This is a genomic window from Cohnella panacarvi Gsoil 349 (assembly GCF_000515335.1).
GTDB lineage: Bacteria > Bacillota > Bacilli > Paenibacillales > Paenibacillaceae > Cohnella > Cohnella panacarvi.
Genome location: NZ_KI911563.1, coordinates 712,887 through 724,822, shown reverse-complemented (window position 1 = coordinate 724,822; position 11,936 = coordinate 712,887). Strand labels below are relative to the sequence as shown.

Annotated in this window: 13 protein-coding genes; 12 read left to right on the top strand and 1 reads right to left on the bottom strand. The window is 57.2% G+C overall.

What is annotated here, in order from left to right; all coding sequences use genetic code 11:
* Positions 1-14 precede the first annotated feature (14 nt).
* The 11 genes from COHPA_RS0103390 to COHPA_RS0103340 all read left to right on the top strand — a co-directional run bounded on the left by COHPA_RS0103390 (position 15) and on the right by COHPA_RS0103340 (position 10,202).
* Positions 15-860 carry an HAD-IIA family hydrolase gene (locus tag COHPA_RS0103390; RefSeq protein ID WP_027084791.1) on the top strand — a complete coding sequence of 282 codons (846 nt, stop codon included), beginning with the start codon at positions 15-17 and terminating at the stop codon, positions 858-860.
* 88 nt (positions 861-948) lie between these two features.
* On the top strand, positions 949-1,767 hold the full coding sequence (locus COHPA_RS0103385) for an Fpg/Nei family DNA glycosylase (RefSeq protein ID WP_027084790.1): 819 nt from the start codon (positions 949-951) through the stop codon (positions 1,765-1,767).
* Between the two features lie 5 nt (positions 1,768-1,772).
* A complete protein-coding gene (locus COHPA_RS0103380; protein ID WP_027084789.1) occupies positions 1,773-2,618 on the top strand; it encodes a deoxyribonuclease IV in 846 nt (281 codons plus the stop codon).
* A complete protein-coding gene (locus COHPA_RS0103375) occupies positions 2,611-2,961 on the top strand; it encodes a cyclic-phosphate processing receiver domain-containing protein (protein WP_027084788.1) in 351 nt (116 codons plus the stop codon). The genes COHPA_RS0103380 and COHPA_RS0103375 overlap by 8 nt, the downstream gene beginning before the upstream one ends.
* Positions 2,954-3,283: a thioredoxin family protein gene (locus tag COHPA_RS0103370; RefSeq protein ID WP_027084787.1), complete on the top strand. Its 330-nt coding sequence runs from the start codon at positions 2,954-2,956 to the stop codon at positions 3,281-3,283. Before COHPA_RS0103375 ends, COHPA_RS0103370 begins: the two co-directional genes overlap by 8 nt.
* Positions 3,280-4,056 (top strand): ABC transporter ATP-binding protein, encoded by a 777-nt coding sequence (locus tag COHPA_RS0103365; RefSeq protein WP_027084786.1) that lies wholly within the window; start codon positions 3,280-3,282, stop codon positions 4,054-4,056. Before COHPA_RS0103370 ends, COHPA_RS0103365 begins: the two co-directional genes overlap by 4 nt.
* Before the next feature lie 2 nt (positions 4,057-4,058).
* Positions 4,059-5,084 carry a 23S rRNA (cytidine(2498)-2'-O)-methyltransferase RlmM gene (locus COHPA_RS0103360; protein ID WP_027084785.1) on the top strand — a complete coding sequence of 342 codons (1,026 nt, stop codon included), beginning with the start codon at positions 4,059-4,061 and terminating at the stop codon, positions 5,082-5,084.
* 120 nt (positions 5,085-5,204) lie between these two features.
* Positions 5,205-6,818, top strand: coding sequence for a serine/threonine-protein kinase (locus COHPA_RS24175; protein ID WP_027084784.1), 1,614 nt, complete (start codon positions 5,205-5,207; stop codon positions 6,816-6,818).
* Between the two features lie 136 nt (positions 6,819-6,954).
* Positions 6,955-8,145 (top strand): chromate efflux transporter, encoded by a 1,191-nt coding sequence (gene chrA / locus COHPA_RS0103350; RefSeq protein WP_027084783.1) that lies wholly within the window; start codon positions 6,955-6,957, stop codon positions 8,143-8,145.
* 12 nt (positions 8,146-8,157) lie between these two features.
* The gene (locus COHPA_RS0103345) at positions 8,158-8,856 is read left to right on the top strand and encodes a response regulator transcription factor (RefSeq protein WP_027084782.1); all 699 of its coding nucleotides are present in this window, start codon (positions 8,158-8,160) and stop codon (positions 8,854-8,856) included.
* Positions 8,853-10,202: a sensor histidine kinase gene (locus COHPA_RS0103340; RefSeq protein ID WP_027084781.1), complete on the top strand. Its 1,350-nt coding sequence runs from the start codon at positions 8,853-8,855 to the stop codon at positions 10,200-10,202. The genes COHPA_RS0103345 and COHPA_RS0103340 overlap by 4 nt, the downstream gene beginning before the upstream one ends.
* Before the next feature lie 91 nt (positions 10,203-10,293).
* Here the strand turns inward: COHPA_RS0103340 and COHPA_RS0103335 are convergent, their stop codons facing one another.
* Positions 10,294-10,779 (bottom strand): C40 family peptidase, encoded by a 486-nt coding sequence (locus COHPA_RS0103335; protein ID WP_027084780.1) that lies wholly within the window; start codon positions 10,777-10,779, stop codon positions 10,294-10,296.
* Positions 10,780-11,060: 281 nt separating this feature from the next.
* Here COHPA_RS0103335 and COHPA_RS0103325 point away from each other — a divergent pair, with 281 nt between their 5' ends.
* The gene (locus COHPA_RS0103325) at positions 11,061-11,918 is read left to right on the top strand and encodes a carbon-nitrogen hydrolase family protein (RefSeq protein WP_027084778.1); all 858 of its coding nucleotides are present in this window, start codon (positions 11,061-11,063) and stop codon (positions 11,916-11,918) included.
* The last annotated feature ends 18 nt before the right edge of the window (positions 11,919-11,936 follow it).

The following is an 11,936-nucleotide window of genomic DNA, read 5'->3' as shown; positions in this document are numbered from 1 at the left end:
GAGAATCAACAAGATTGAAACCTACTATTGAAGCTGCGAGGCAGCTATTGAAGCCGGATGCCTTCTTATTCGATTTAGACGGTACGCTGTACCGCGGCAGCGAACGAATCGAGGGCGCCGACAGGCTGATCGAGAAGCTGGCTCGCTTGCGATTGCCATGCTGGTTCGTTACGAACAATTCGACGCGCACGCCGGAGGAGGTCGCGGAACATCTAAGGCATCTCGGCATCGACGCGGACAAGGGCCGCGTCGTCACGTCCGCCATGGCTGCAGCCTATTATGTAAAGAATCGTTATCCGAATGCCGATACATTCGTCATCGGGGAGCGCGGACTGCATGAAGCGCTTCGGGAAGCCGGCATGCGCATCTTACAGGATCGAGACGACAAGGCGAACGCGGAGATCGTCGTTCAAGGACTGGATCGGAATCTGACGTACGAACGATTGCGCCTAGGCATTAACCATCTGCTCGCCGGGGCGTCGTTCGTGCAGACGAATCCGGATCGGCTGCTGCCGATGGAAGGAAGCTTCCTCCCCGGTGCGGGTACGATCGGGGCCGCTCTCGAGGCGGCGACAGGCATAAAGCCGGTCGTGATCGGGAAGCCTTCTTCCATCTTAATGGATTACGCGCTAGAGCTCGCCGGCACGTCGTCCGAGCGCACTTGGGTGATCGGCGATAATCCGCACACGGACATCGCTGCGGGCAACAACGCGGGATGCCCGTCAATACTCGTGCTGACGGGGTATTGCAGCGCGGACAGCTGGCAACGGGAATGCGAATCGGCGGGCGCTAGTCCGCATGCCGTATGCGGCAATCTAGACGATTTGGAACAGCTGATCGACGGGATCAGCGCAAGCTAGCAGGGCATGAACGCCCGGCAGCCTTACACAGGGTGAGATCGTTCGAGCCCGACGAAGATTCGATTGTATCGAGGAGGAAGAAGCAACTATGCCGGAATGGCCGGAAATGGAGCATTATCGCACGCAGCTATCATCGCTTCTCGGCGGGAAAAGAATTACGGGTGTCGTCGTCAATCGCGAAGGATCGATTAACGAGCCGCCGGAAGCTTTCGCGAACGCGCTCGCGAACCGAACGATCCTATTCGTGGAACGAAGAGGCAAGCACCTGCTATTCCACCTCGACGACGGCAACCGGCTATTGCTTCATCTGATGCTTGGCGGTTGGTTGTACTACGGAACGGAAGCGAAGAAAGAAGACAGCCGCTTTCAAGTCATCATTCGGCTATTCGACGGCAACAGCTTGTATTTCGGAGGATTGCGTCTGGGCTATTTGCACCTTGTATCGGCCAAGTCGGCACTCGAACAGATGAAGCAGCTCGGACCCGAGCCGTTCGATCAGCGATTGACGCTTGAAGCGTTCCGCAAGCTGTTCTCGGGCAAGCGGGGCCGACTGAAGACGGCCTTGACCGACCAGAAGTTCATTGCCGGCATCGGCAACTGCTACAGCGACGAAATTTGCTTCGAAGCCAAGCTGCACCCGGCTAGATCGGTGCCGGATCTTGATGCCGCCGCAATCGAAAGGCTGTATGCCGCCATGCGTAAGGTGCTGATCGAAGCGAAGGAAGCGGGCGGATACATGGAACATCCTCTGACCGAGAACGACAACGTCACGGGCGGGTATAACTCGCGCTGCCTCGTCTACGATCGGGGAGGAGAACCATGCATCGTATGCGGACATGAGATTCAGCATGAAACGTTGTCAAGCCGTAAAATGTTCTACTGCCCGCAATGCCAAGGAACGGCTTAGACGCTATGCGCATCGGGAGCCATGTGAGCACGCGCGGCAGTTACGCTCAGGCGGCGGAAAGCGCAGCGGCGCTAGGCGCGGACGCGTTTCAGTATTTTCCCAAAAATCCCCGCATGCTTGCGCCGAAAGCTTACTCCGCGCAGGACGCGGAACGTTGCAGACGTTACTGCCGGGAGCGCGGAATCGTCTCGATCGCCCATGGCCCTTATCCCGTAAATCCGGCGGCAACCGGCGAAGCAAGCGAGCGCATGGTCGCGTGCACGCTGAACGATCTGGCCATCGCGGAAGCTTGCGGTTCGATTGGCGTCGTCGTTCATTTCGGCGTTCACAAAGGGAAGGAGCCGCTTGAGGGGTACCGAAATATAATAGAGTGGATCGATAAAGTCGCGTCCGCCTGGCAAGGGAAGGCGCTGATTTTATTGGAAAACCAAGCCGGCGATCACGGTCCGATGGGAACTACGCCCGAAGAATGGGTGCAAATTCGCTCGTTATGCATGGAACCGGAGAAAGTCGGATTCTGCCTCGATACTTGTCACCTGTTCGCCAGCGGCGTATGGAAAGCGGACGGCTGGCAAGCGTTCGTCGAACGCGCTAGGGAGCTGCGCATGTGGGATAGTTTGCGCGCCGTTCATTTGAACGATTCGCTCTATCCGCAGGGCTCGCGCAAAGACCGCCATGCTCCGATCGGAGCCGGATACATTGGCGAGACCGGGTTTAAGGAACTGCTAGCCACGCCCGAAATCAGGAAAGTGCCGTTATTTATGGAAACGCCTACAAGCGAAGGGAGAACTCACCGGGAGCAAATCGGGCTTGTACGGCGTCTGTCGAAGGAGGAAGAGACGGATGATTAACGTGTATTTGGACGACGTAAGACCTTGTCCGCGCGGATTCGTCGCTGCCAGATCGGCCGAAGAATGCTTGTTGCTCCTGTCGGATTGCGAAGTCGACGTTCTTTCGCTCGATTTCGAACTTGGGTACAATCAGCCTAACGGCTTATCCGTCGTGCAAGGCATGATCGCGGGCGGCTTCTACCCGCGCGAGGTATACGTGCATTCCTCCAGCTTAATGGGAAGAGCGCAGATGGTTTGCGCGCTGCGAGACGCGAATCCGCCCGGCGTCGTCATTCACGACGGTCCGATGCCGCAAGCCGTGCTTGAACGAGCGGCTTTATCGGGAGCGAAGCGGGATGCTTGAATGGGAGAACGGCGATTGGGAGCGGGCTTGGACGGACGAGCCGGGCCCGCTTGCGGTTTTCGTGCATACGCCGCTTTGCGGAACGTGCGCCCTTGCGAAGCGGATGCTTGCGGTCGTAGAGCAGATTAGACCGGATTTTCGGCTGTATGCGGCGAATTTGAACGCGATGCCGGGCATCGCCCAAACCTTCCGCATCGAAAGCGTGCCCTGTCTGCTCGTGAAGGGCAAAGACGGCGGATGGGCGAAGCAGTACCGCTTTCCATCCGTTACGGACATCGTGGACAGTCTGGATCAAGCGTATAGAGGGGAAACGTTGTTATGATAGAATTACGAAATCTTACGTTGCGGAGGGGCGACCGGGAAATATTGAGGGGCGTGGATTTGAGCGTGAAGCCCGGCGAGCATTGGACGTTGCTCGGACGTAACGGTTGCGGGAAAACGACCGTGCTCGAAATGATCAACGCCTACCTTTTTCCGACATCGGGAACGGTAGACGTGCTCGGGCATCGTTACGGAACGGTCGATGTCCGCGAAATCCGCAAGCAAATCGGCTATATCGGTCCTTCGCTCATGGAGAAGTTCACGCTTCGGGATCCCGTATGGGAGATCGTCGCGGGCGGCGCTTATGCTTTTCTGCGGATTTACGTGGACGTACCGGACGAAGTTCGCGAACGCGCCATGGGCGAGCTCGGTAAAGTCGGGCTAAGGCACATGGCGGAGCAATCTTTCGGCACGCTGTCCCAAGGCGAACGCAAGAAGGTGTTGCTCGCTCGCACGATGATGGCGAATCCGGAGCTTCTGATCTTGGACGAGCCTTGCGCGGGACTGGACCTGTTCGAGCGGGAAAAGTTTCTGGACGCGCTGACGAGGTTGACGACGAGCCGAATGTCGATGCTATACGTGACCCATCATATCGAGGAAATTATACCCGTATTTACGCACGTGGCGCTGATGGCGGAAGGAAAGATCATCGCATCGGGACCGAAGCGGGATGTGCTGACGGCAGAATGGCTGGAAGCTGCCTACGACGTTCCGTTAACCGTGACGTGGCGCCGCGAGCGGCCTTGGATTCAAGTCGGGAAGGAAGAGGAATAACATTGAATACGTATATCGGAACGGCGAATCCGGGGTTTGCTCCCTATGCGATGGAAGAGCTTCGCCGCCGGGTGCGCGGGACGAAAGTGTCGGGCATCGCGGCGGGAGAGACGTTCAGCTTCACGTCCGGAGATTATGAGCCGGAGCAATTATTGAAAGAGTTTCGCAGAGACGAGCCGGTGTTCCTGCGGCATCTGTTCCCCGTCGAAGCCGAGACGGATGTCAGCGGCGACGAGGAGTTGACGGCTGCCGTACTGCGGGATTATGCGGCGCAGCTAGCTGAGCGAGTACGCGGCAAGAAGGTCGCCATACAAGTCAGGAAGGCGCAAGACAGCCCGTTTCCTTTCGGCTCCGCGGAAGCTAGGGACGTCATGGCGGAAGTCGTTCGCGAGCTAGGGGGCGAAGTCGTCGCTCGGGAATCGGATTGGATCGTCTCCGTCTATTCTTCGCGCAAGAGGCTGTATGCGGGCTGCTCGACGCCAAAAGACAATTTGTCGGATTGGCCGGGGGGAGCGGTGCGTTTCCGCCGGGACGAAGCGCTGATCTCTCGCGCGGCGTTTAAGCTGCTGGAGGCGGAGAAGGCATTCGGGTTGCCGCTTGCCCGGTTCACGAATGCGCTGGATCTCGGAGCGGCGCCCGGAGGTTGGACGTCTGTGCTGCTCGAGCGGGGCATGAAGGTGACGGCGGTCGACCCGGCCGAGATGGACGAGTCGCTCGCGCTCCATCCGAGACTGAGACATATTCGGAAGAATGCCGCAGAGCTGAATTTCGCGCCGGGAACGTTCGATTTGCTCGTCTGCGACATGAGCTGGGATCCGTATCATACGTGCCGGATCGTGTCGGGCTTATCGTCCGCGCTCTCCGCCGGCGGCTCGGGCATTATCACGCTGAAGCTCATGTACCGCAAGCCGTTCCAAAGCATCCAGGACTTGACCGAGGCGTATTCGGAGCATTTCGAAATTCGCAAGGTCAAGCAGTTGTTCCACAACCGCGAAGAGGTTACAATGTGGGTAAGGCGGAAGCCGTAATCGCATAAGTTGAACGGGAAAGCATCCCGCACCGAAGCGTGCCTAGAAATAGGCGTTACGCTTGACGTGCGGGATTTTTTGTTGGGTTCCGTTATCAAAGTCATGGGGAGGCGTGTTCATATGGAATCGGTCGGATTGCTTGGAACGGGGGAGTTATTCGCGGGTCGGTACCGCGTCGGGATGCAGATCGGCAAAGGCGGCATGGGGAGAGTCTATCTTGCCGAGGATATGCGGCTGAACGGGAAGCAAGTCGCGCTTAAGCTGACGAAACCGCTTCCGGAGGAAAGGGATGCGTTCGTGTCGGAGGCGAGGCTCATGTGCGGCTTGTCGCATCCGCATCTGCCGGCCATCGTCGATTATTATCCGCCGGATGCGGACGGGCTTGCTTGCATCGTTATGGACTATATCGCCGGAGATACGCTGGCCGAACGGTTCGAACGCTTCGGCTTGAGGCTGCCCTTCCGACTCGTGCTGAAATACCTCATACAGCTATGCGACGTGCTTGCTTATTTGCATGCTCAGTCTCCGCCGATCGTCTTCCGGGACTTGAAGCCGTCCAACGTGCTGATCGATCGGAACGATCAAGCGGTGCTCGTTGACTTCGGCATCGCCCGGCGGTTTCGTCCCGGCGAGACATCCGATACGTTGCAGCTCGGCACGCCGGGTTTCGCGGCGCCCGAGCAGCTTCGGGGCGAGCAGTCCGACTCGCGGACCGATCTGTACGCGTTGGGGGCGTTAGCTTATTTCCTGTTGTCCGGCGGCCGCTTCGCCATGCGGCATAGCGGAAGCATGCGCTCGGCGTTGCAGGGAGACGTGCCGGGAACGTTCATCGTCCAGTTGGAACGGTTGCTGTCTTCGGATCTGAATAAGCGGCCTCAATCGGCGGGACAGCTTCGAGAAGAATTAATGATCATCGGGCCGCAGGTCGGTAAGGATTACCGACCTGCGGAGACGCCCTATCCCGGCAATAGCGAACTTTCGCAAGGCGAGGAAAGCGTCATCGTCGTCGCGGTCGCGTCGGCTTACCCCGGCGGCGGGGCGACTTTCACCGCTCATGCCGCATCGGCGGCTTTGAATCGCGCCGGATTATCTCATGCGCTAGTCGAATGCCCCGGCATCATCGAAGATGCGGAGCTTTATACGTTGCTCGACGGGGAGAAGCGCATGCCGAAAGTTGCCGTCTTCGCGGACGCGTCCGGCATACAACCATCGGCGCCAGCCTGGCGGGAGGGATCGGCTGCTTATTATCCGATCGATCCGAGCAACCAGAGTGCCGGACAAGAGCCGGGTTCCGCATTCTCTCAGTGGCTTCGCAAACTTGGCGTGCCGATCGTGCTGCTCGACGTGTCCAGCCGATGGACGGACGCCAAGACGCAAGATTGGCTGCGCGATACGGCTGACCGTATCTGGATGGTAGCGGACTGCCTCCCGACGAAATGGACGAGGCTCAGGCAGCAAGCATGCATCTCGTTGCAGGCCGCAGGGGGCAAGGAAGGAAGGCGGCAGGTCGCATTCGATTGGATCGCCAACCGCGATCAGTCTTTCCCAGGGCGTAAAGCTTGGTTGGAGCTGTTCCCCGCGATGCCGGCCGCGTTGGTACCGCAAGTAGACAGCGGAGCCATGCTTGCTGCGCTATGGAGAGGACAGGGTTTGTCCGAAGATCGGAGCATCGCTCAACCTCTTGACGCATCGCTCAAGAGGCTATTGGTCGCGTTAGTGAAGTCGATCGGCTAACCCCGTCGCGTTTTTCGCAACTTTGACAGTCGTGGTACAATAAAGGGGTAACCGTCTTGTACGAAAAGTCGTACAAAGCGGCGCAACATACGCCGCGATATTGTCGTCAGTCGCTGTAGACAAGGGAGAGCACAAGATGGCTGGGAGCCTCTATCGTCCGCTCGAAGCGGGGTTAACCGCGCTGAAGCTCGGGTTGACTTCGTTCGGCGGCCCCGTCGCGCATATCGGATATTTCCGGCGCGAGTTCGTTGACCGCAAAGGCTGGCTTTCCAACGAGTCATTCGCGGAATTGACGGCGTTATGCCAGTTTCTTCCCGGACCGGCCAGCAGTCAGCTAGGGATTGCCGTCGGAATTAGACGGGCAGGCCTGCTTGGCGGGGTCGCCGCATGGCTGGGCTTTACGATCCCTTCGGCGCTATTGTTGATCCTATTCGCCCTTTCCATGAACAACAACGACTTCGCCGATGCCGGATGGCTTCACGGTCTGAAGCTGGCGGCCGTGGCCGTCGTCGCGCAGGCGGTATGGAGCATGGGACGCACGCTAACGCCTGACCGAACCCGAATCTCGATGGCCGCCCTTACCGCCGTTATCGCATTAACGTGGCCGGGCGCGCTCGGACAGATCGTGCCGCTGCTGCTTTGCGGGGTCGTCGGGGCTTATTTCATCCAACCTCAACCTTTAGCGGACGAGCATCATTCGCCGGATAGCGGCATGAGGCCGACGCCTGCGGTTATATGCTTGCTTCTATTCATCGTCCTACTCGGTGCTTTGCCTGTTCTGGCTTCATGGCATCCTAGTATGATGGCGCAGCTCGCGGATATCGGTTACCGTACCGGATCGCTCGTCTTCGGCGGCGGACACGTCGTTCTGCCGATGTTGCACGAAGAGACGGTTCCGCAAGGCATCTTGAACGAGCAGCAGTTTCTGGCCGGTTACGGCGCCGCGCAAGCGGTGCCAGGCCCTTTGTTCACGTTCGCGGCTTATATTGGGGCCGTATCCGCGCCTGGAGGCGAAGGCGTTCTCCGCGCGGTCGTCATGCTCTTATTCATTTTTTTGCCGTCCTTTCTTCTTGTCGCGGGCGTATTGCCGTTCTGGTCCAAGCTTCGCGCGCATCGCCGTACGCGGGCAGTCGTCGCGGGTGTTAATGCGGCGGTCGTCGGCGTGTTGCTTGCCGCACTGTACACGCCCGTATTTACAAGCACGGTTGAGGGCGCAACGGACTTTACGTTCGTCATCATCGGTTTCGTCATGCTTTCGAGCTGGCGTTGCCCGCCGTGGTTAATCGTTCTGCTAGCAGCCGTCTGCGGCTGGATCGTATATTCGTGAGGTGAACGCAAGATGAACAACGAGAAAATATTAATCATTGAAGACGAGGATTCGATCGCGAGAATATTGCAACTGGAACTGGAGCATGAAAGCTATACCGTCGGGCGCGCTGCCGACGGCCGCACCGGTCTCGAGATGGCCGTCAGCGGCGAATGGAGCCTCATTCTGCTCGACGTCATGCTTCCCGAGCTCAACGGAATCGAGGTTCTGCGCCGTCTGCGACAGAACGACCGCGCGGTGCCCGTGATCCTGCTGACGGCAAGGGACACGGTTCCGGACAAAGTAAGCGGATTCGAACATGGAGCGAACGATTATATTACTAAGCCTTTCGCGATGGAAGAGCTGCTCGCCCGCGTCAGAAACCTGCTGCGTATTTTCCAGGCTTCCCGCGAAGGGGAGAACGAGGACGTCATCAAAATCGGCGATTTGACTATCGAGCTGCTAACGCGCAAAGTGTACCGCAAAGACGTTTCCATCGATCTGACCCCGAGGGAATTCGAGCTGCTCCTTTACTTGGCGCGTCATAAAAACACGGAAAAGACGAGAGACGAGATTTTATCGGACGTGTGGGGTTATGAATATATCGGGGATACGAACGTCGTGGACGTCTATATCCGTTACTTGCGCCAGAAGATGGACAAAGGATACCGCCATAAGCTGCTGCACACGGTGCGCGGCGTAGGCTACATGCTGAAGGAGCCGGATGCATGACACTGCGGTCGCGGTTTACGCTATTCACCGTTTTCTGGTTAATCTTCATCCTGATTCTGTACAACATCTTCGTTTATTTCTTCGTCATTCGCGTTACGACGCGCGGCGAACTTGCTCTCATGACGAATAAGACGGACCTCGTCCTGGATTCGATTCGCCAGAAGAACATGCGCGGGCTGGATGATCCGAAGGTGCTTATCGATCTGTATAACGCGAACGAGATGATGCGGATCGTAACGGCGGACGGACAAGTCGTCAATCAGATCGGCGATAGAGAACTGCTTTCGCAACCTGCGATCGCCAGCTCGTCCATGATGTCCGAAACGCGCCAGATCAATGGACAACGGATTATTTATTTGACCGTTCCGCTATTCGATCAAGGACATTTCATCGGGACGATCGAGGCGGCCCGCAGACTTACGGTGCTGGACAGCTATTTGCAAATTCTTGTCGGCGCGCTAAGCGTAACGAGCATCGGAGCGGTCGTGTTCGCGATATTCGGTACGCTATGGTTCACGTCGCGATTAACGGGGCCGATCGGTCAGATGGTGCAGACGATGCGGGAAATCGACCGAAGCGGCAAGCTGCAGGTCGTGAAGCTAAGCGGAAGGGAAGAATCCGTCGAGCTTCAGCAGCTCGTTCGTGCGTTCAACCAAATGATCGAACGGCTGGATCGAACGATCGAGCATCAGAAGCACTTCGTGGCCGACGCTTCCCACGAGCTCAAGACGCCGCTGACGGTCATTTCCAGCTATGCGGATATGCTGAAGCGTTGGGGCAGAGACAACGCCGAGGTGCGCGACGAGGCGATCGAAGCGATCTCGAAGGAAACGCAGCGGCTGCAGAACCTTATCCGGTCGATGCTGACGCTCGCCGAAGCGGAGCAGGACGCTTGGCTCAAGATGGACAGATTCGACGTGTACGGCGTTATCCGCGAGCTGTCCGAGACGCTCGGCACGACGTTCCAACGGGAAATCCGCGTTCATTCGGACGGCAACGTCAAGATGCGCGGGGACAAGGATAAAATCCGCCAGTTGCTTCTCATTCTGATCGACAATGCGATCAAATACAGCAAGGAACCGATCGACGTCCGCGTACGAGCGGCGAAATCCTCCGTCAAGATCGAAGTGACGGATTACGGGATCGGCGTTCCCGAGTACGAAATTCCTTACTTGTTCGAGCGTTTCTACCGCGTGGACGACGCGCGCCGACGCACGACGGGCGGCAGCGGTCTCGGTTTGTCCATCGCGAAGAAGATCATCGATATGCACGAGGGCAAAGTCGACGTGTACAGCAAGCCGGGCAACGGAACGACGATCTCGATCCAGTTGCCCCGCAACCGGTGACAACAACATAGAACGCAAACAAAAACCGGCATTTCGGATTTCCCGAATTTGCCGGTTTTTTCGTGCAACATTGCGCGCAGACTAGACGTTATTAAAGTACGCGACGGGCGGTAACGTAGTGAGCCTTCCAGTAGCTGGAGTTGATGCTCGAATAGGTGACGCCAGGCGCTCCGTACGTGTGAAGCATCTTGCCTTTGCCGGTATAAACGCCGACGTGGCCGATTTTCTTGCCCGTGCGTTTCGTAGAGAAAAAGACGAGGTCGCCTTTTTTCAGATTGGACTTCGATACGCGGTAACCTTTTTTAGCCTGGTCGCTGGAGACGCGAGGCAGCTTAATGCCGTATTTGCCGTAAATATATTGAGTAAAGCTAGAACAGTCGAAAGTGGAAGTTCTGCCGGACGGCGAGCCGAAGCGGTACTTGACTCCGAGATATTTATTGCCCAGGCTGACGATTTTGTCTGCTTTCGTAGCCGCCGCCGCTGGCTGAGCTTGTCCAATCGCGATGCCGGTAAATCCAATTACCGCGCCAAGGCTGACCGTAAGTACTTTACGAATGAGCGTATGTTGAAGATTCATGTTGGAATCCCTCCGTATAGTGAGTTTCGTGTCGCTTGCTCAACCGAGTATAGCAAACTCGAAGTTTCCTAACGTTTCCCAAAGAGAGAAAAAAAAGCGTGAACAGGGCATTCGAAGCCCTTTCTTAAAAAACGATGAGAAAATTCTCATAACCGAGCAGGGCGCCGCGTACGCCGCCAGCTCGGTGTTTTTGACGTTGCCGGCGACCGCGACGCTTGCTGAACGTCTACCATGTAGCTAAGATAATGAGAGATACGCGTAGCAGAAAGGAAGTTCACCCGATGAAAATGAGAGTATCAGCCGTTCAGTTTCAACTGCAGGATTGCGAGACGTTCGCCGAATTTGCGGAGCAAGCGACCCACTACGTTCGCAACGCCTCGGAATACGGCTCGGAATTCGTACTGTTCCCCGAGTTCGTAACGACGCCGCTGCTCGCGATCGGCGACGTAGACGGGAAAGGTCAATCGATCGGCATGCTTTCCGACCATACGGATTCTTATATCGCGCTGTTCAGCGGATTGGCGAAAAGCTACGGCGTCTATATCATCGGCGGCACCCATGTGACGAGAAAAGGCGACCGGCTTCGAAACTCCGCTTTCCTATTCGCTCCGGACGGTACCTATAAGACGCAAGATAAGCTGCATATTACGCCGACGGAGAAAGAAGCGTGGAACGTAGAGCCGGGCGAAGGCGTAGAAGTGTTCGATACTCCTTTCGGAACGATCGGCTTGTTGACTTGCTACGACATCGAATTTCCGGAAATCGTTCGAATGGTGCGGGCGAAGGGCGCGGACGTCATTTTCTGTCCGTCTTGCACGGACGATCGTCACGGTTTCTACCGCGTTCGTTATTGCTGTCATGCCCGGGCCGTCGAGAACCAAGTGTACATCGTGACGACCGGCACGGTCGGTTCGCTGCGCAAAGTCGACTTCATGAGAGCGAATTACGGACAAGCGGCGGTCATTACGCCGAACGATATTCCTTTTCCGCCGCGCGGCATCCTGTGCGAAGGGGAGATCAACGCGGATATGCTAATCACCGCCGATTTGGATTTGTCGCTGCTGGAGGACGTCCGTAAGGCCGGCTCCGTGACGACATGGCGAGACCGTCGAACCGATCTGTATACGGATTGGAAATAAGCGAGTAGGGGAGGCCGC